This window comes from Nostoc sp. DSM 114161 (genome assembly GCF_052692665.1).
In genome coordinates, this window is the sequence record NZ_CP195141.1 from 5,490,768 (window position 1) to 5,511,171 (window position 20,404).

General features: G+C 37.9%; 13 protein-coding genes. 8 read left to right on the top strand and 5 right to left on the bottom strand.

What is annotated here, in order from left to right; all coding sequences use genetic code 11:
• Positions 1–495: 495 nt before the first annotated feature.
• Positions 496–5,949 carry a trifunctional serine/threonine-protein kinase/ATP-binding protein/sensor histidine kinase gene (locus NSTC745_RS23310; RefSeq protein ID WP_445633079.1) on the bottom strand — a complete coding sequence of 1,818 codons (5,454 nt, stop codon included), beginning with the start codon at positions 5,947–5,949 and terminating at the stop codon, positions 496–498.
• A 711-nt stretch (positions 5,950–6,660) separates the two neighbouring features.
• Positions 6,661–7,947 (bottom strand): glycosyltransferase family 61 protein, encoded by a 1,287-nt coding sequence (locus NSTC745_RS23315; protein WP_445633080.1) that lies wholly within the window; start codon positions 7,945–7,947, stop codon positions 6,661–6,663.
• A gap of 1,135 nt (positions 7,948–9,082) precedes the next feature.
• Here NSTC745_RS23315 and NSTC745_RS23320 point away from each other — a divergent pair.
• The 4 genes from NSTC745_RS23320 (at position 9,083) to NSTC745_RS23335 (ending at position 14,232) form a co-directional block, all read left to right on the top strand.
• The gene (locus tag NSTC745_RS23320) at positions 9,083–10,444 is read left to right on the top strand and encodes an aminotransferase class V-fold PLP-dependent enzyme (RefSeq protein ID WP_445633081.1); all 1,362 of its coding nucleotides are present in this window, start codon (positions 9,083–9,085) and stop codon (positions 10,442–10,444) included.
• A gap of 830 nt (positions 10,445–11,274) precedes the next feature.
• Complete coding sequence (gene gntT / locus NSTC745_RS23325) at positions 11,275–12,651, top strand: guanitoxin biosynthesis MATE family efflux transporter GntT (protein WP_445633082.1); 1,377 nt, start codon at positions 11,275–11,277, stop codon at positions 12,649–12,651.
• A 289-nt stretch (positions 12,652–12,940) separates the two neighbouring features.
• Complete coding sequence (locus NSTC745_RS23330) at positions 12,941–13,345, top strand: NUDIX hydrolase (RefSeq protein WP_445633083.1); 405 nt, start codon at positions 12,941–12,943, stop codon at positions 13,343–13,345.
• Positions 13,346–13,365: 20 nt separating this feature from the next.
• Positions 13,366–14,232 (top strand): RIO1 family regulatory kinase/ATPase domain-containing protein, encoded by an 867-nt coding sequence (locus NSTC745_RS23335; RefSeq protein ID WP_445633084.1) that lies wholly within the window; start codon positions 13,366–13,368, stop codon positions 14,230–14,232.
• A gap of 148 nt (positions 14,233–14,380) precedes the next feature.
• Here the strand turns inward: NSTC745_RS23335 and NSTC745_RS23340 are convergent, their stop codons facing one another.
• The 3 genes from NSTC745_RS23340 to NSTC745_RS23350 form a co-directional block, all read right to left on the bottom strand.
• Positions 14,381–15,379: an NAD-dependent epimerase/dehydratase family protein gene (locus NSTC745_RS23340; RefSeq protein WP_445633085.1), complete on the bottom strand. Its 999-nt coding sequence runs from the start codon at positions 15,377–15,379 to the stop codon at positions 14,381–14,383.
• An 88-nt stretch (positions 15,380–15,467) separates the two neighbouring features.
• Positions 15,468–16,202, bottom strand: coding sequence for an adenylyltransferase/cytidyltransferase family protein (locus NSTC745_RS23345; protein WP_445633086.1), 735 nt, complete (start codon positions 16,200–16,202; stop codon positions 15,468–15,470).
• Between the two features lie 114 nt (positions 16,203–16,316).
• Positions 16,317–16,943: an SIS domain-containing protein gene (locus NSTC745_RS23350; protein ID WP_445633087.1), complete on the bottom strand. Its 627-nt coding sequence runs from the start codon at positions 16,941–16,943 to the stop codon at positions 16,317–16,319.
• Between the two features lie 814 nt (positions 16,944–17,757).
• Between NSTC745_RS23350 and NSTC745_RS23355 the strand changes: the two genes are divergently transcribed.
• The 4 genes from NSTC745_RS23355 (at position 17,758) to NSTC745_RS23370 (ending at position 20,400) form a co-directional block, all read left to right on the top strand.
• Positions 17,758–18,513 (top strand): sucrose-phosphate phosphatase, encoded by a 756-nt coding sequence (locus tag NSTC745_RS23355; protein WP_445633088.1) that lies wholly within the window; start codon positions 17,758–17,760, stop codon positions 18,511–18,513.
• Between the two features lie 5 nt (positions 18,514–18,518).
• Entirely contained in the window at positions 18,519–18,665 is a 147-nt protein-coding gene (locus NSTC745_RS23360; RefSeq protein ID WP_445633089.1) for a hypothetical protein, read from the top strand.
• 72 nt (positions 18,666–18,737) lie between these two features.
• Positions 18,738–18,884, top strand: coding sequence for a hypothetical protein (locus tag NSTC745_RS23365; protein ID WP_445633090.1), 147 nt, complete (start codon positions 18,738–18,740; stop codon positions 18,882–18,884).
• A gap of 61 nt (positions 18,885–18,945) precedes the next feature.
• Positions 18,946–20,400, top strand: coding sequence for a glycoside hydrolase family 13 protein (locus NSTC745_RS23370; protein ID WP_445633091.1), 1,455 nt, complete (start codon positions 18,946–18,948; stop codon positions 20,398–20,400).
• The last annotated feature ends 4 nt before the right edge of the window (positions 20,401–20,404 follow it).

Sequence of the window (20,404 nt, forward strand, 5' to 3'; positions counted from 1 at the left end):
GTGGGAATTTGCTAGAAGTTCAAACCCTTTATCTCACAGATGAAGCAGTGTACATGCTTTTGCTGCCGCAGATCCGGGTTTCCTTTTCGCGCTAGACGTTTTGTACTCATGATGTATCACTAAGAACATCTTGTTTGATGTTCTTAGATTACATCTTATTGTTCCTTCAAGCTTAAGTTGACACCAATGAGCACTGCTAAAGCCCCTACACCCAGGTTCTATTTATCATCAAAGAATGATTAATAAAAGCCTGAAACGACCTATGCATAGAAACGCACACCATGATTAATTTGTACAGTGCGTAAGTCCTAGAATTTATGAAGAAAGAGAAAGGAGAAAGGAAACCCCTGCTCTTCAAAGCCCTTGTCATGACCAACATCTTTTAAAGTGGAATTGGGGTGTAATAAAGTCAGAGTATGAAGTTAGAAAATTTCACAGACCTCAATGCTTGGGCAGTTGAGCAGGATGAACGCATGAGCATTTCATGAAAATTTTTCAAGAGATAGGGAGAACAATTTCAAATTCAGTTCCCTCGTTGGGCTGAGAGCGCACAGTTAAACTGCCGCGATGTTGTTGGATAATGGAGTAGCAGACAAATAACCCCAAACCTTGACCGCGGCCAACGGGTTTTGTGGTGAAAAACGGTTCAAAAATCCGCTCTTGCAGACTCACAGGAATCGTACTATCTGTATTGGCGATCGCAATTCGTAACCATTCACCATCTATCATTCCAGTACGAATCCGAATTTCTGGGCGTTCGCTGTGGGGATTATCTCGAATCGCATCAATGGCATTGTTAATAATATTCAGGAAGACTTGATTCAATTGACTGGGATAGCAAGTGACCAGAGGTAGATTGCCATACTCCTTGATGACGCGCACTTCGGGTTGATTTTCAGAACCTGGCAGGCGATGTTGCAAAATTAATAGCGTGCTTTCAATACCACTATGTAAATCTACAGCTTTGATTTCAGCTTCATCTAAGCGAACAAAGTTGCGTAAACTCTGGACAATTTGACTGATGCGATGGCTACCAACCTTCATAGATTCTAAGATTTGATTGGCATCCTCAAACAGAAAATCGAGATCGATTTCTTCTCGCTTATCTTGAATAACTTGACTAGGTTGGGGATATTCCTGCTCGTAAAGCATGAGCAAACTCATCATGTCTGCGACATAACTTTCTGTATGGACGAGATTACCCTTGATAAAATTAACTGGATTGTTAATTTCGTGAGCAACACCAGCTACCAATTGGCCGAGGGATGACATTTTCTCGCTATGAATTAATTGTCCTTGAGTTTGCTGCAATTTTTTCAAGGCTTGCTCTAAATCTTGGGCTTTTTGGTTGAGAGCTTGGGTTTTGTGTTCTACCTCCGCTTTTAGGGTCTGAGAATAGTTTTCGGTTTGTTGGTACAGACGCGCATTTTCCACAGAGATGGCGGCTTGGCTAGTGAGGAGTTGGAGAATCTCGATGCGATCGCTGGTAAAAGCACCTAAAGTTAAGTTGTTCTCTAGGTATAAAATACCGATAAGTTTTCCTTGGCGGCTAATTGGCGTACACAAAACTGATTTAGGCTGGCGAGCGATAATGTAGCGATCGCTGGCAAATTGCACTGCTGTACTCAAATCTTCAAACACAGCCGTATCTTGAGTTCTTGCTACTGCATAAATCAAACTTTGGGGAATTTCTGGGTATTGCTCCAGGGGAATTTTTAAGGTTGTTACCAATTCTCGATCGGCTTGCGCTACAACTAACCATTGTTCCTCTTGGCGAAGAACTAAATGGCCTATTTGTGCGCCAGCATTGGCGATGGTAATCTGCATCAAGCTTGCCAATAGTTTCTCTAATTCAATTTCTTGAGAGATGGCTTGTGCGGCTTTCATCACCGCTTGCAAATCTAAGTATACATTTTGATTGCTAGAGCTTTTAGTTACACCTTTAATCAAAGTTGAGGGGATAGTTGTCGCAGATGTGATGGCAAGATTGGGCGATTGGAGAATCACTGTTAGTAGTTGCGGATATTGTTCTTCTAAATGGGCGACTTTCGCCTTTGCACCCCAATGAGCGTAACAGTAGTAGGCTTGTTGTATATAGTCTGTGGCCGCGTTCTCTTTGCCCCAACTCAGGAAGAATTTGGCAGCGAGTTCGCTGGCTAAAGCTTCTTCTTGGATATAGCCGTTTTCTTTTGCCCCCTGAATGGCTTTGTCATAGTAGATCTTTGCGTCTACATGACCCAAAATTCTTGCCCGCTCTGCTTCAACTAAATCGTATTTGTGTTGATGATTGGCGGGAGCGTGGAACGCCCACTGACTCATCAATTTCTGGTTTTCTGCAACTTTTTCTAGTGCCGATTGTTGCTCTGTCTCATTGCCATTTGAACAGGCAGCCAACAGAGCCAGGGAGTAGTAGAAATTATGTTCTGCAAACTGCAAAAAGCCAACCATGTTTTGGCGGTATTTTTCGGCTTCTTGAGCATGAATGAGTGCCTGCCGATAGTCCTTAAAGATGAATAGAAGAATGGTCTTTGCCAGATGGAGTAGAAATAGGAGAGTTCCGTTTTGAGTTCCCAGTAAAATTGGCAGCATTTTCTCCTCGTCGAAACTCTCCCCAACGAGTATTAGCGGATCTTCTGCTGCTCCCATCAAATTCAACACGAGCTGACGACAAATCTGCCCGAAGTAAATTTGATATTCTTGTTTGAATTTCAACAACAAATCGATATAGTTTTGCTGTTGCTGATTCACCTGCTCCAGTGCTTCACCGACGAAGAAAAGATAGTTACAGTATGAGGTAGCATTGTAGCACGCATACTCTACATCACCGACTTCTAATCCAACCTGAATCGCTTGACGCAGGGGAGCGATGGTTTTGCGAGCGGGTTCCCGCCAGTGCCGCACAAACACATCAAAAATGTTAGCTACTTTAGCATGTAATTTCCTGTCATTGAAGCGCTCCAGCAATTTTAATCCTAATTGTCCAAACCGGTAGCCTCTGGCAATTCCGGTTGGGCTACTACATAAAACCAGACCGTAAAAGGTGTAGCCAAATGCCGAAAATGCCGAATTGCCAAATTGAATCGATAAATTGACTAGGGTGTAAGCAATGGCTGGTAACAGATCTGGTTTAGCGTTGAGGCTGGGAGTCACCATTGCGATGGTAATTCGCATGGCTGCTAACTTGTGCCGATCGAGCATCTCTGGCAGGTTAATTAAATCCTCGATCGCTAACTCCACTGGTGGTTCTTTAAACAGCGGTTCGCCCAAGAACTCCAGCACTCGCAGACAGATGTCGATTGCTGCCAGCATTTGATTCTGAGCAATGTAGAAATAAATTCTGATTTCATACATCTTCACCTTTTGCAGCAAATCCTGGGCGTGCTGAAGAACAATTTCTGAAAGCCTTTCTGCCTGCTCGAAATGGGCAGTCAAGTACTCAATTTCAGCAGCTTCTGTATAAAGGGCAAGGGTCAGGTCGTAATCATCTTCCCAAGCGTTTTCTGGAAGCAGTGCTAGCCCTGCTGTGAAGTATTTACTTGCCGTTTCGTAGGCGGTTGCAGCCTTGGCTTTTTGTCCTGCTTGCAGGTTCAGTTGAGCCAGTTCCTTCCGTTGACCTAAATCCAATTCTTGCAGCTTGGGAATTTCGTCACCATTTTCTGCATTCAACAATCCAAGAGAACTTTTTTGAGATGTCAATTTCAGACCGTAATTCAATTGATTGACAATTTCAAAAAGTTTCCCTTCGCGCTCTGCTTCAGGCGTATTTGCCCACAGTTGTTGCCCGATTTTGAAGTGGGTAGACTGTTTTTGCTCTTCTGGAATCAGGCCGTAGGCAGCTTGTTGGACGCGATCGTGCAAGAATTTATAAGGAACGGCAATCTCACCACCGCGATCGATGTTGTCTGAGTTATTTGATTGGAAGAACTTGTAGGTTTCGCTAATGGGGAGAATCAGCCCTTCTTGTAACGCCGTCCACAGGTTGGTCGCCATATCAATAATTGATTGTTCGGAAACCATTGCCAAGGTCTTCAAATCAAATTGGCTGCCAATACAAGCCGCAAGTTTCAAAACCTCCTGTGTCTGGACTGGAAGTTTCTGTAACTGCAATGCCATAAACTCTACCACTCCATCGGTCAATGCCAACTGCCGCACCGAAGCTAGGTCGCATTGCCAGTAACCCAGTTCAGGCTGGAACTGAATGCAATCCTCTTCGTGCAGTGCTTTGAGAAACTGCGTTGTAAAAAAGGGATTGCCTTTAGTTTTTTGATATACCAATTGCGTCAGGGGTTGAGCCAGTTCGTGGGGACAACTTAAGGTATCTGCCACCAACTGATTCACCGTTATTTCCGCCAAGGGTTGCAGGGCGATGGTATTGACGGTAGCTTGGGTTTGCTGAATCTGCTCCAGCGTCAGTATCAAGGGATGAGTCGGAAAAACTTCATTATCTCGATAAGCGCCCAGAATGAGTAAATATCCAGAACTGGCTTCACCGATTAATAATTGCAGCAAATTCAGAGAAGCCGAATCTGCCCATTGCAAGTCATCTAAAAACATCACTAAGGGATGCTCAGGGGTGGTGAAAACCTGGATAAATTTCTGAAAGAGCAAATTGAAACGATTTTGGACAGCACTACCAGATAGTTCCGGGACTGGGGGCTGTTGACCGATAATTAGCTCTAGTTCCGGAATCACATCAACAATTGCTTGTCCGTTTTCACCCACAGCGGCCAAAATTTTCGCTTTCCATTGGGCCAATTGGACATTACTCTCACTTAGCAGTTGTCCCATCAAATCGCGAAAGGCTTGCATCAAGGCACTGAAGGGAATATTACGCTGCAACTGATCGTATTTGCCTTTGATGAAATAACCGCGTTGTCTGACAATCGGTTTATGGACTTCATTGATTGCCGCAGTTTTACCAATCCCGGAAAATCCTGCTACTAGCATGATTTCTGAACTGCCATTAGCGACGCGCTCAAAAGCTTTGAGCAAGGTTGCAACTTCTGTTTCTCGCCCATAGAGTTTTTCGGGGATAATGAAGCGATCGCACACATCACGCTGCCCCAAGGCAAAGGTTTCTATTCTACCCGTTGCTTTCCATTGATTGAGACAGCATTCTAAGTCATGCTTCAAACCCAAGGCGCTCTGATACCGATCTTCGGCATTTTTCGCCATTAACTTCAATACTATCTCTGAGAGGATCGCGGGAATTTCTGGATTAACGATGTGTGGGGGGAGTGGCAGCTTGGCTAAATGACAGTGTACTAATTCCATTGGGTCATTGGACTCAAACGGTAATTTTCCTGTCAAAAGTTCGTACAATGTCACCCCTAAAGCATAGAAATCACTGCGATAATCAATGGCGCGATTCATTCGTCCGGTTTGCTCTGGGGAAAGATAGGCAAGGGTTCCTTCCAACACATTGGGATTTTGGATTTCTTGGGTTTCGCGGGGGAGGAGGGAGGCTATGCTGAAGTCAATCAGCTTGACTTGTTGCGATTCTGGATGAATCAGAATGTTAGCGGGTTTGATATCTTTGTGGATGACTCGATGCTGGCAGACATCATGGAGTATATCGGCAATTTGTCGGGCAATTTCTAAGATTTCCTGTAAAGAGAGGGAATATTTTTGCGTATAACTCCGTAGGGAAATGCCACCAAAGTCTTCCATCACCAAAGCATAGCTGTTACCGTAAGGTTCTAGGCTGTAGGGATGGGTTATGCCAGGAATGTTAAGATTTTTGGTAATTGTATACTGGTTACGAAACTGTAATAATTCGTTAAAGGTGGGGTAGTCTTGCTGTAACAGTTTAATCACCACTGGACGCTGACTTGACTCCTCCACTCCTCGATAAACTATTGTCTGAGAACCTGAATAGAGTTGCTCAACAATGGTATAACCGGGGAGATGGGGCAATGAATTGGAGTACGAAATTGCTGCCAGTGTCATAGTCTAAAATTAAAATGTCTAGAACAAGTTTACAAATTTAATATTTCCCAAGAATTTGGCAGACTAAACATTCCGTAAACTGTTGACATAATTAAGTTAGCCGCGGCTAGGCAAAAATGCTGCCAGATAAAATTAGGTAGCCACGACTGAAATCCAAAGAGTCTATAAGTTACAACACTGACCCAGCAACGATGAGTAGTGCTGTATAGACAAAGTGTTGTTTTTAATCTGCATTTTTTACAACACTTATGTCCTTTGTTTAATTTGTACAGCCCTTGCAAATTGGCTAAATGCAAGGGCTGTAATTTTTTACTGGTTACATAAAAAACGTTTCACTTACTAGTCCGATGTCATCAAAAAAACAAACGAATTGTTAGCTATCAAATAACATTGGTATTTGGGGTCGAATGCCGCGTTTACGTAACTTAGTACGTTGTTCTTTAGAGTCGTAGCCAATATCTGCAGCCAATACCTTGAGTCGCTTGCGTGGTCTACCGCGCTTAACGTCGTTTTAATTTTACTTTGTCTAATAGGGGTAGTACCTGTTCTCTCTCGTTCCCGTTGGCTGGAGTTGTAGAGTTAGAAAGTGGCATTCCATTCCCCTCAGTAAGCGTGTGTCTTAATATACCCTTTCCTTTTCCACCATAGGCAACTTCTTCACCTCCGCCTTTCCCAGGGGGAAAAAGACCCTCCTTTACTTTTTTTCAAAACTTATTTTTGCATTTTATAAACCATCTTACTTAATTCTTCACAATTTACTATAATATCTCCATTTTTAACTTCACATAACATACAAGCGTAATTAAATCCTAAACCCTCAGATACTGCATAAAAGAAATGACTAATTTTTTTTGGACCGAAGAGTTCAATTACACTTAAGTTTTGGCTAAAGAGAATATTTGTTAATCCGCTTCCATGAGGAGAAATAATAAATTTAGCTTGAGTAAATACTTTCACTTGTTCTGAAAAATCTAAATCTTCAATAACATAAGGTACAAAATCCATTTTAGCCAAAGTATTTATCACTTCTTCTTCATTTAATATACGTCGAGCATTTGTTTTTTTCCGAGAAAGAAAGATATATGGACTATAAATAGCATCAGAACTCGTAGAATTATCTATGTTACTAAGAATACGTTCTTTTAACCAATGACAAGCTTTAACAGAAGTGCGTCCATCTTCCCGGCGGTTAGAACAAATCACTAATTCGTTAACTTTAGCTCTATATCCATTCCATTGGATACAGTCTTCTGGGCGATAACCCATCAATTCCAAAGTACGGTATTTCCACGCTGGAGAGTTTTTATCAATGATTAATTTTGGCTTTCTACCTGTCTTTTGAGAATAATATTCCAAAGCTTCTAATCGAGTTAAGCCTTCATATATCCAATGACCATATAAATGACTCCAACAATTAACCAGTGAACAAGCTAAATCAATATAGTTTGAATCAGCTATGGGTGTAATATATTGAAAATTAAAACCTTGCTTGAATGTGGTAATGGCACTGTATTCTAAACAGTCTACTCTGTTCATAGAGGTTTCTAAAATAATTTTTTTATCTTCAGTAAATCCAAAGGCATGAATTCCAAATAATTCGACATCTTTAACAATCGCAGCAAAAGGATCGGTGAATTTAAAAAATCCCTCTTTCGGTTTTAATACACTCAATATTTCTTCGTGACAGATAACTGGGGCCAGGTTAACACTTTCATCATAAAGCAATTGATAAAGTTGATTTTCCTCTTTAGACTTTTCTATCAACTCCGCTCTATCAATGAAGTTGTGACGTAGGTAATTAAATAAAATTAAATGGATAAATTTGAGAAAGGGTAATTGTTGATATTCTTCCTCTAAATTAGGAAAATCATTTTGTCTTTTGAGTTGCTCCATTGACTCAGTGACAATCAGTAGATTTTTATAAATAAATTTTAACAATACAGGATATATCAGTTTAAAAATCAGAAAGTATTGAAAAATACGCAAAGTTGGAGTCATTTACCTGCAAGCCTTTGAAAATTTAATTAACGTAATTGCTAGTTGGGAATGGGTTTTGTGTAATTGCCAATAAAAGAGTAAAAACTGGATAATTTTTAGCTATTTTAGCTACTTGTTTGTTATTCAAATTATCAAAAATATCAACATTATCAAAAATATCAACCATAAAAAGTTAGTCACTGCCACTCTTGAACGAGGATGTTGCAATGTTGCTATTTTTTTACATCAAAACTCAAAATTTTCTTCAGTTAGCAAGCAGTCAACAATACTATTACATTACAACATTTTATTCATTTATTTTGATGTTTTGCATCATTATACATATTTAATAACATCTAACTAATATATTTAAAATTACGATTCCTTACTTATTTGTTAATTTATGTAATGCAACTTTAATGTCAGTAAATTAGTTTAACTATTTTTGCGATCCCTGCCTGTATTTTTCTTCTTAACTGTCTTAACTGTCTTAACTGTCTCAATTTGCTATTGCATTTTTATTAGAAAAGCTAGAAAATATTAATATCCTGATTTGAGATGCCTTGACATTCAAGCACCAAAAATATTACATTTACCAAAACCTCAATAGCTACAAGTGCAAATAACGGTACTTGAATCAATGATTGCAACATGTCTTTTATGAATGCAAATTGTTGCGTCTGAAGAAGAAATTTAGCTGACGCATTTTTATAATTGGTTTAGTACAAAAATTTACCATTTGTAAATAAATATAAACATGTTTGATATTTAAATTAATATCAAACATGTTTATGTGGTTGTAAAAGCAGTAAATATCTCAATACAGAAATAGATAAACTATTGAATCAGCTGATGAAGAAAATATATTGTAATAAATGCTTTATATTTTTTGTATTGTCAAAATAAAAAAAATAGTATATATAATAAATTGTGTAATCAATAATTTACCACTGCATCATAGATGGCTTGATTACAAAAGCCTTTTCTTAGCGAAAATATCGGCACAGGTCATTATTAATTTTCTCATCAACAAAAATTTGTATTAGCAATAAATGCTCAATGATGACCCTAAATAGTTAACGTTCTTTGCATCTAATCAAGGCAAATTTCTTCTATTTTGTCTAAAAATTACCACCTAGTAAGGTATTAAATCACTATGTCTCTAACTGAACTAATTACACAGTTTCTTCATCAAGCAAAGCAAGAAGATCAAAATCTTTTTCCATTCATTGCTAATAAAGAAACATTTAACAGTAAAAAAGATTCAGTCTATTATTCAGGTCCCTATTGGAATGAAAAGGAAATTGAAGCAATTTTTTATACTGTTCTTAAAGGCAAATGGTTATCTTCTGGTGATTCAGTTAATAAGTTTGAAAGGGAGTTTTCTAAAAAGTTTAATAAAGATTATTCTGTGATGGTTAACTCTGGTAGTTCTGCAAACCTTGTAATGATTGCTGCACTTAAAAAATATTTTGGTTGGCAAGATGGAGATGAGATTATTGTTTCTTGTGTGGGTTTTCCTACTACAATAAATCCCATTATTCAAAATAACCTAAAACCAGTGTTTGTAGATATCGATTGGGATGATCTCAACTGGGATATTAATGAGATTGAGAAAAAGATTACTTCCAGAACCAAAGCAGTGTTTTCTTCTCCAGTTTTGGGAAATGTCTATGACCTTAAGAGACTTATTCAAATCTGTTCTGATTTTGGTCTTGAGATAATTGCTGACAACTGTGATAGCCTTGGGAGTAAGTGGAACGATCGATATCTAACTGATTTTGCAGTTGCAGCTTCTTGTTCTTTCTATCCAGCACATCACATCACTACAATTGAAGGTGGTATGGTTTCCTCTAATATCAAAGAAATTGTAGATGTTGCCAGAAGTTTTGCTTGGTGGGGTCGCGGCTGTTATTGTGTTGGGCAACAAAACCTTCTTCCCAATGGAGTTTGTGGAAAAAGATTTGATACTTGGATTCCTGGATACGAGGAAATAGTCGATCACAAGTATGTATTTACTAATATTGGATATAATTTAAAACCAACCGATTTTCAAGGAGCAATTGGTTCTGTTCAACTTGAGAAGTTTGATGAAGTTCACACAAAAAGACGAGCTAATAAACAAAAAATAGATTCTATTTTTCAAAAGATTCGGGGTGTCAGAACTATTAATGAACTACCAGAATCGGAAACAAGTTGGTTTGGTGTTCCATTAATTTGTGAATCTGCTGAGAAAAAAAGAAATTTAGTACAACATCTAGAAACCAATAGAGTTCAAACTAGAAACTATTTTGCAGGGAATATTTTGATGCATCCAGCATATAAAGATGTTGATGATTATACAAAGTATCAAAATGCTAATAAAGTTCTAGATCGAGTTTTCTTTGTTGGATGTTCTCCTACAATTACCGTTCAAATGATTAATTATATTGAAGAGGTAGTTGATAAGTTTATTATCAAGGAGACTATTAACTTAAGCCGGACACTTAGCCTAAGCGGCACAAGTGCGACATTATAGCCGCATGGTGGGTATACCGAAACCAATGCGCGGTGTATCAAACAAAGGATTCTCCAAAACAACCAAATAACGTGCCATTCTATTAAGGCTTTCAGAGTAGGGGCGGGTTTACAAATATCTTCACGCTTGTCAAATGAGGATATTCATCAACCCGCCACTACTAAATTTTTTTATCAAAAGAAATAAAAGCTTTTCGCGGCGCACAGCGCTATGAAAAAGCGAAAAACGCGGTGATATCAAGTTCGGCTAATTACTTACGATACGGCATGGGGTGGGTATCCTAGTTGCCTTGAATACAAAGGACGGCTGGGGAAATTTATACCACAAGAGAATTTAAGATATTTTTTAGAATAGAAATGCCTTCATATGTTCTTCAAAAAAAAGAAATGTTTGTGAAGGAAGCTCAACTAGGCTTAACTGTCTTAACTGTCCTTGCATTTTCTAAGCAATTACAACATCATATAAATATGACACTCAAACAAGCCCACAGTAAATTAACAGACCAATATCAAGTTCAGTTTTATGCAACATAAAAAGCGTAACAGCCGATTATACTATTGAAAAATACGGAGGTTTTTTTCGTAAATATGTTTTTTGGTACAATCTCTAGAGGTTGTTTGAAAAGTATCAATAATTTTGATTAGGGGCAAATTTTCAGTATAGTCAACATTAAACAAAGCTAAAATTAACAGATTGTTCGCTTACTACTACATTGCACTTACCATTCCCCTAAACTGAAAATTTCAGTATTCAAGACTACTTTTCAAATATCCCCTAAAAGTTTTGTCAACTAATTTCAACCAACAAAGCTAAAGTACTTAATTAATTTCATGAACTTAACACTTTCAGAACAGTACGACTTCGTACCTCGTTTCTATCGTCTTGCGTTTGTCAATATTGTCTCCAATCTGATGATCCCGCTTGCGGGTTTAATCAGTCTGGCTTTTTTGGGTCATTTGACACAAATCGATGCCTTGGCAGGTGTTGCCATAGCTAACATTTTATTTAACCTCGTCTATTTGACTCTGGAATTTTTACGTATGGCAACCACCGGCTTGACAGCTCAAGCTGTTGGAGCAGATGACCAAGAGGCTGTACTGCTGGTGGGATTACGCAATGGCTTAATCGCTTTGGTATTGGGGATTTTGCTGTTAATTTTGCAGTATCCGCTGCGAGAGATCAGTTTTTCACTATTAAGTGGTGATTTCGATGTCAAAGTAGCAGGAATAGAATATTATAATGCCCGCATTTGGGGAGCGCCTGCTGTTTTACTTAATTTCGTTCTCCTCGGTTGGCTACTGGGACGAGAGCAAAGTAGTCAAGTTTTGATACTGTCAATTATTGGCAATGCAGCCAATGTAATTTTAGATTATCTCTTCATTGTTCAGTTTGGTTGGAATAGTATGGGGGCTGGGGCATCTCAAGCATCTAGCCAATATTTAATGTTGATTATTGGGCTTATCTTCGCTAGCCAAAAATTCAAGTGGGAAGAAATACGAGCAGCCATTTCAAAAGTTTTAGATTTGTCGGCTTTGAAAGAAACTTTGCTTCTTAACAGAGATATATTTATTAGAACTTTAACTGAGTTAACAGTCTATACATTTTTTAGTAATTTAAGTGCCACGATGGGTACGATAATCTTTACCCAAAATTCTTTAATAACGCAAATCTCAACTATGAGTGTCTACCTAACTAATGGACTGGGATTTGCCACAGAAACCTTGAGCGGAAACTATAAAGGTCAAGAATCAAAAGACAAATTTATACCTTTACTTAGAGTTTCTGTAACCAGCAGCTTGATAGTAGGTTTGAGTGTGTCTGCAATTTGCACTTTATTCCCTCGAACCGTTTTTAGCATATTAACCAACCATACAGAAATTACTGATACCATTAATACTTATAGTTGGTGGTTGTTCTTCGTGCTTGCCTTCGCTTCAGTTTCCTCAATGTTGGAAGGTTATTTCTTAGGTTTAGCAGAAGGGGAAGTTGTTCGTAACGTCAGCTTAATTTCTGCTGCTTTAGAATTTCTGCCCTCAGTTATGGCGGTGTGGTATTTTCATAATAATCATATTGTGTGGCTATCACTGTCATTGTTCCTATTCTTCAAGACGGTTGTACTGCTGGTTTATCTACCAAAATCTTTACAAAAATCTTTGAGTACCGAGGTTGAAGTTGAGCCGGTTTCTTTAACTGCTGTTGAAAATTAAATTTGCTTAACTGAGAATTTGCATCATTCTCAATTCACCTCAAGGTGGGCAATGCTATAACGTAAATATCAGGGATTAATTACACTAAAAGCATTGCCTACCCTACAAATATTAACCGATCTTGAAAATTAAATTTGCTTGCTTAATTTGGACGGTAATATAGTGGCTTTTTTTCACTAATCTACCGCCCTTTTTTGATATTTAAGCTAAACATAAAAAAAGTAATAAGATTTTCTTGCTTGCAGATCCTTATCTTATAATAACTAAAGTCTATTAACCAACTATTACAATGAGAGAACCCCCCGGAGCGGACATAATTATTCTCAACAGTCAGCAGCAAGTTTTACTTGTACTTCGTGATAACAAAAGCTCTATTCCTTTTCCTAATACTTGGGCGCTTTTAGGAGGATATTTAGAAGAAAATGAAACTCCAGAAGTAGCTATTCGCAGAGAACTAGTTGAGGAATTGGAAATAGAACTAGGCGAAGTTAATTTCTTTAAGTCTTATTTTTGGCAAGAGTGTGACGAACACATTTTTTGGACTCGCCTTGATTTAGATATTTCCCAAATACACCTACAAGAAGGTCAGAAATTAGCATACTTTAATCGAGAAGAATTGACTCAACTTGAATTTGCTTCTCATTACGATCAAATACTCTTGGAATTTTTTGAAGTATTAGCCGTTAATGTCTAATTGAGCGTGGATAAAAAATCATGCAAAATACAATTGAAGAAAATATCAAGGATACATTACCAGCAAATATTGCTCAGCATTTAGAGCGTGCTTTGGATTATTTACCTGGAGGTAAAACTGCAAAAATAGAAAAAACCAAAACAGAAGGTTCATTCAATCATATCTTATATATTACAACAGCAACAGAACGCTACGTTTTTCGTGCCAGACGTGAAAGTTCTGCTGAAGAAATAGAAGCTTATATGAGGTATATGTATGAATTTACTGGCTTTATAGCAAATGGTGGTTCATTTAAAATTAGAAATATTGCTGAGGAAATAGATTTTCTCAAACGTGCATTGGCTGTTGATTTACCAGTTCCTCAATTAATTTATGCAGAAAAAGATTGGATGCTAATTGAATTTGTTCAAGGCAAACCTTTGTTGCAATTTCTAGAAGATGGAGTAGTAGAAGTTCTGCCGAAGGTATTGCGAGAAATTCATTTAGCTCACAGTCGAGGAATTATTTACGCCGACCGCTGGAGTGGTAATGAAATGATCGACTCCCAAGGAAATGTGCGGATGATTGATTTTGATATTGAATGGTTTTATCCAACAGATAATGATGGAACTCTGGAAGCATTAGAAATGGCATGGACTATTTTTAATGCGATGAGAGTAACAAGCAAGCGAGATGATTTACTAAAAATAGTCGAAACTGATGTTGTACCATCACTAAAAGCCTGGGGCTATCAATTTTCTAAAATTAGAAAGTTTAGTGAAGGTTTAACCAACTTTTATCTTAATCCCAATAAGCCAAGTAATGAATGGTCTTTATCAACAGATTTATATATTGCAATGGCTGAACCGGCAAATCGTTTAGTGGCTATGTTTGCTGAAGCTGCTTAAAACTCTGTACCTCACCCCAACCCTAATCACTTCCCCGCTAAGAAACACAGGGAGTAGGGAGTAGGGAGTGGGGAGTAGGGGTTTGAAAGTGTTTCTTTCATATTTTGCGCTTCGCGACAACACACCCTGCTTAGGCTAGGACATGATATTAGTTGAAGTTAAGATGCTTCATGACTTTAACGTTATAGTACTTGATATCTGTTAAAGCATCGGAAATTTGATTGGCTTGAAATGCTGCTGCTAAATCTTCGATCGCTTCTTTGATGGTATGTGCAGGTACAAATCCCAACTCTTGCTTTATTTTCTCTGATGAAATATGGTATGAGCGCAAGTCATCAGTGGGTGTAGTGACAATTTCTACAGCTTCCCCTACTACCTGACGAGTCATATCTGCAATTTCCATCAATGTGTGGTTTTCATAACCAGCATTGAAGATTTTACCGTCGATCGCGGCATCCGGCCATTGCAGAGATTTAATATAAAGGTCGGTCATATCCTGAATATGAATATTGGGGCGCTTTTGCTGACCGCCAAAAACTGTAATCTTTTTATTGTGAATCGCTTGGGTGGCGAGGATATTGACTACTAAATCTAATCGCTGGCGGGGAGAATAACCACAGACTGTGGCTGGACGTAACACTAAAGTGACAAATCCTGGTTCTCGCTTACTCAGCAATACTTCTTCACATAAAGCTTTGTAACGAGAATAGTCTGTTAACGGCATTAGCGGTAGGTCTTCTGTGACATTTTCTGTCTCTTTAATGCCGTAAACACTGGAGGAAGATGCATAGATAAACCGCTTGACTCCTGCATCTTTTGACACATCCACCAAGTCAAAGAAGGCATCATAATTAATTGAACGACCTAAATCTGGGTCTAATTCAAAACTCGGATCGTTGGAGATGCAAGCTAGATGAATCACTGCATCGCACCCAGGTATGACTTTTTCGAGGAGATGGCGATCGCGGATATCGCCTTCAATTTCTTCTAGATGAGGATGGCCTTTAACAGCAGCGAGTACATCTTTGCCATAAAGATACAGGTCTAGGACTTTGACTTGATATCCCGCCGAAAGCAGCTTGGGAACTAACACAGCCCCCACATAGCCAGCACCACCAGTAACTAAAACTTGTTTAATTGAACTCATTGATTCAGTTCCTTGCGAGTTTTTTAGAATGTGCTAATTGTTTTGGCGAACTTCAACAAACGTCCTTTTTCCACAGGCTTTTCATTTCCTAGCAAGCGATCGCAAATACTCCTCCTAAATGCTGTTCTTTTTTGACAAAGCGAGTCGAAGGCGCTCTGCCTTTGGAAGTCAAACCTTGAACAGTACAATGGGCAAATTCATCAATAATGATATCGCCAAGTACTAAAACATTGAGTTGCTGCATAGAATCTACAGCATCTCTAATTTGAGCAAAATTATATTGCTGACTAAATTCGCTGGCGTAACGTTTTAATTCTGGAGAAACAACATCAAGGTAATTATTAATTAACCGAGTTGAGCTAAAAGTAATTTCTTGGGTATAGCGAATGTCACCACCATAAGCTCTGACTTGGGCGATTTCTTTATCAATATTGTGGGTGACATCTTTGTCTGTTTGTGCATATTCGTCTCCCTTGCAGTAAATATGGGGACGCACTTTTTCAATTACTTCTAAAGCTGTTACTGCCGGGGTTAAAATCACATAATCAACACATGCTAAAGCAGCTATTGAATTTAAACGCAATTCATCATTAAATATTGGTCTTCCTGGGCCGCGATTAATGTATGGAGTAGCAGTTAAAGAAACCACTAACAAATCTCCCATTGCTTTAGCTGCTTGCAAGTGAGCAATGTGTCCAGGGTGCAGTAAATCAAATACTCCATTACAGAGAATGATTTTTTGTCCCTGTTGTCGGTAGATAGCAAACACCTCGCTACAAGTCTCAAAATCAAGGCTCTTTTCGCTATTTATTGCTAATTTCATTTAGTCTTTATGCACATCAAGTTTACTAGTTAAGGTCGTCATTTGTCATTTGTCATTTTTCATTGGTAATACGTAATGATACTTGACATTTAATTAGTTTTTTGAACCATAAACTTAATAATGAGCTACGCCGACATCCTCACTAGGAAAAGCTCCTGTAATCAAGCCATCTATGATGCAGTGACAAATACATAAATGCATGATTTCTGCAAACCCATAGGACATAGTTGGAACGTAGAAATTCAGATGTCCTAATTGACGCAAGGGGTTATGAGGTTGAAAGGCTGATAAAGTAATTACATGACAGTTCATTTCGATTGCTTGACGCACACCAGCAAGAATGTTTGCTGATTCTCCAGAACTGCTAATTGCAAATAAAATATCTCCAGATTGGGCAAATGTAGAAATTGGCTTGCTAAAAACTTGTTCGTAGCCAAAATCATTGCTAATGCAGGTAACTAAGGCGCTGTCATTGAAAGCGATCGCGGGAATGTTACCATTGCGCCAGTAGTCAATCGCCTGATGACTAGCTACAGTTGCACTTCCTCCATTACCAATAAAAATAACTTTTTTCTGCCGCTGATTTTGCTGGCTTACTAAATTAGCAGCTAAATTAATGCCTTCAGAAATTGAAAAATATTGGCCTTGATAATTTGTAACTTGAAATTTTTCTCCCAGGTTAGCTAGTTGGCTAAAGTATTCCGTGGAAAATGAATATAGTTGTTGCTGTACTGTCGGCATTGATTCTAGATATTAGTAATTACACTTTTCCATATATACTACTTTTCATATTTCTACAATACGAAAAATTATAAAATTATTATTACAACATCAATTTTTCCTTAACTAGACATTAAATTACTTAACTATTCTTAGAGATAGATATTTTGATTTCCAAAACTCAGATAATCTACTGCTATTACATCCAAAAAACTATTTATTATTAATAAATATTATTTTAGCTATCAATAATATTTATAGCTATCCCGAACTAGTATAATTTTTTTTAAATGGTATAGTTAAAAAAATAAATGTATTAGCCAAACCTTTCCTTTAGTAAGCGCGATTTGTGTCGTTCATTAAAAGTCATGTTGCAAACATTGAATTAAATTAACATTATTTACATTTGTAACTCTTGAGGTTTTGGTAGATGCATTATTTTTGGTGGTTGGGCATCAAGGCTTCTCAAATTACTATTTTCATATCATCTTACTTTTGTGATGAAAATGCAACAGCAAAATCAGACAGTTAAGTAGACAGTTAAGACATTTAGGACAGTTAAGACAGTTAAGAGCTAAAAACAGGCAGGAATCGTAAAAAGAGTTAAATGATTTTACCTAATTTGATTTTGTGTTACATTAGTTAATTAAATATCAAAGTTTGTAATTTTAATTGTGCTTAATAGATGATATTAAACATATAGAATGATGCTGACTATCAAAACAAACTGAGAAAATGTTGTCATGTAGCAGTATTGTCTACTGCTTTATATAATTGAAGAAATTTTGAGTATTGATGTAAATAAAATCGGCAACATCCTCATTCAGGAGTAACAGTGGCTAAATTTTTATTTGTAACCGACTTGGATCACACCCTCGTCGGTGATGATTTAGCATTGCAGAAATTAAATCAATGGTTAAGCGAACAGCGTCAAAACTATGGTACTGTGATTGCTTACACAACAGGGCGATCGCTTCCCCTTTATCAACAACTAATTGCCCAAAAAGAACTATTAGAACCTGATATATTAATGTTGGCTATTGGTACAGAAATTTATTACCCAGGCAGTGACGCACCTGATTCTGAATGGACAGCTAAAATTTCTCCAGGTTGGCATAGAGAAAAAGTAGTAGAAATAGCCAAGCGGTTTCCTTGTTTTGTTCTCCAACCTCCCCTAGAACAGACTTCGTTCAAAGTTAGCTATTACACCTCCTTAGATGGTTTAGCTGTTACACTTCCTCCATTAAAGTCAATGGCTAAAAATCAAGGCTTGGCAGTCCAAATGCTAGATTGTTACGGTGGTAAATTTTTAGACATATTGCCTGAGCCAGCTAATAAAGCTTCAGCTGCTATTTATGTGCAACAACGTTTAGGTTTTACTGATGAGCAAACTATTATTTGCGGAGATTCGAGTAACGATTTATCCATGTTTGAAAACATGCTTTGTCCGGCCATTATTGTTGGTAATGCCCAAAAAGAAGTATTAGCATGGCATGAAAAAGCCCCACTAGGAAAACGTTATTTGGCAAAAAATCATTTTGCAGCTGGAATTTTAGAAGGATTAGAGTATTTTGGATTTTACAGAGGATAGTTGAGATGGAAACTATTGTTTATCAATCTTATTGCGGAGATGAAACACCGGCTTGGCTGGAAAAGTGTATGCAGACAGTCAAAGATTGGTCTGAATTGAAGGGCTTTGACTACCAAAGAGAAGACAATTTTTTCGACTATGTTCCAGATTGATATATAGAGAAAGCCCAAGAAAAAATTAACGTCTAGGAATCCATTTTTTTACCAATCTTTTACCAATCATTTATGACACCCACTCGCAAAATAGCCGTAATTGGTAGTAATTCATTTTCAGGTAGTGACTTTATTGATTTGTTATTGGAAGATGAGAAAAATGAGGTAATCGGCATTATCCGTTCTGCTGAAAAAAGTAAACTTTTCCTTCCTTGTTAAAATATTTTCCCAGCCCTCAATCCCAAAGCTGGAAATTTTACCCACAATCATCAAGAAAATTATGCCGTTTAAAACACCTGATTGGGTCAAACACGCCATCTTCTATCAAATATTTCCTGACCGCTTTGCAAGAAGTGTTCCACCAAATCAAAATTGGTTATTGAATGTACCATTAGAAGATTGGAATGCTCCTCCAACGGTTCAAGGTTATAAGGGAGGAAATCTTTGGGGAGTGATTGACAATCTTGATTATTTGCAAGATTTAGGTATTAATGCAATATACATTAATCCCATTTTTAGCTCTGCAAGTAATCATCGTTATCATACCCTTGATTACTATCAAGTTGACCCTTTATTAGGAGGTGATGAAGCCTTTGCAAGTCTCCTGAAAGAAGTTCATGGCCGTAATATTAAACTAGTTTTAGATGGCACTTTTAATCATGCCAGTAGGGGATTTTATTTTTTCAACGATATTTTAGAAAATGGCCCCCATTCTCCTTGGGTAGATTGGTTTAAAATTCTAGGCTGGCCTCTTGCACCTTATGATGGATCTCGCCCTGCTAATTATGCTTCATGGTGCGATCATCGGGCTTTACCAGAGTTCAATACTAATGACCCAGGAGCGCGAGAATATATTATGCGTGTGGGTGAACATTGGATTAAACTTGGTGCAGATGGTTGGCGTTTAGATTCGGCTGATTACATCAAAACTCCTGGATTTTGGCAAGAATTTCGTGACCGAATTAAAGCAATAAATCCCGAAGCATATATTGTCGGGGAAATTCCATTGGAGGCGAATGAATGGTTAGATGGTACACAATTTGATGGTGTGTCAAGTCTGCCTTTTTTACTCGCTACCACTTCTTTTATTGTAGGCGATCGCTTAGTCAAGGGTCATTTCAAAGAATATCCATCACCACCTACTATAGATGCTGCTGGATATGCAGAACAAATTAATCAATTGTTGCAACTTTATGATTGGGAAATTCAGTTAAGCCAACTCAACGGTTTCAACAATCATGATACAGCAAGGTTAATAGATGTTGCAGGAGGCGATCGCGCCAGTTTATATTTATCAACGCTGCTACTATTTACTTTTCCTGGCGCACCTTGCATATATTACGGCGATGAAATCGGTTTAACTGGTGGTTACGATCCTGACTGTCGTAAAGCTTTTCCTTCCCCAGAAGTATGGGATCGAGAAACTTTAGAATATCACCGTCAATTAATTAGACTACGCCATACTCACGCAGCATTGCAAATTGGTGATTATCAAACTTTATATGCTCAAGGACAAGTTTACATTTTTGCGCGGATATTAGAAGCAGAAATATTAATAATCGCTATTAATGCTGGTGATGAAACAGCAAAAGTTAGTATTCAGCCTTCATTGTCATCGCAACCTCAGCAAGTGTTATTTACCTATAATTCTGGTAACGCAAATTGGAGTAATGAAGCAACACAAACAAGTCTGAATTTTACACTTGCACCCCGCAGTGGATTAATTTTAGGCTAATTTT

What these genes read in the sequence shown, in the direction of transcription:
- NSTC745_RS23310 (WP_445633079.1), bottom strand. Translation starts at nt 5,949, where the DNA reads ATGACACTGGCAGCAATTTCGTACTCCAATTCATTGCCCCATCTCCCC.
- NSTC745_RS23315 (WP_445633080.1), bottom strand. Translation starts at nt 7,947, where the DNA reads ATGACTCCAACTTTGCGTATTTTTCAATACTTTCTGATTTTTAAACTG.
- NSTC745_RS23320 (WP_445633081.1), top strand. Translation starts at nt 9,083, where the DNA reads ATGTCTCTAACTGAACTAATTACACAGTTTCTTCATCAAGCAAAGCAA.
- gntT (WP_445633082.1), top strand. Translation starts at nt 11,275, where the DNA reads ATGAACTTAACACTTTCAGAACAGTACGACTTCGTACCTCGTTTCTAT.
- NSTC745_RS23330 (WP_445633083.1), top strand. Translation starts at nt 12,941, where the DNA reads ATGAGAGAACCCCCCGGAGCGGACATAATTATTCTCAACAGTCAGCAG.
- NSTC745_RS23335 (WP_445633084.1), top strand. Translation starts at nt 13,366, where the DNA reads ATGCAAAATACAATTGAAGAAAATATCAAGGATACATTACCAGCAAAT.
- NSTC745_RS23340 (WP_445633085.1), bottom strand. Translation starts at nt 15,379, where the DNA reads ATGAGTTCAATTAAACAAGTTTTAGTTACTGGTGGTGCTGGCTATGTG.
- NSTC745_RS23345 (WP_445633086.1), bottom strand. Translation starts at nt 16,202, where the DNA reads ATGAAATTAGCAATAAATAGCGAAAAGAGCCTTGATTTTGAGACTTGT.
- NSTC745_RS23350 (WP_445633087.1), bottom strand. Translation starts at nt 16,943, where the DNA reads ATGCCGACAGTACAGCAACAACTATATTCATTTTCCACGGAATACTTT.
- NSTC745_RS23360 (WP_445633089.1), top strand. Translation starts at nt 18,519, where the DNA reads ATGGAAACTATTGTTTATCAATCTTATTGCGGAGATGAAACACCGGCT.
- NSTC745_RS23365 (WP_445633090.1), top strand. Translation starts at nt 18,738, where the DNA reads ATGACACCCACTCGCAAAATAGCCGTAATTGGTAGTAATTCATTTTCA.
- NSTC745_RS23370 (WP_445633091.1), top strand. Translation starts at nt 18,946, where the DNA reads ATGCCGTTTAAAACACCTGATTGGGTCAAACACGCCATCTTCTATCAA.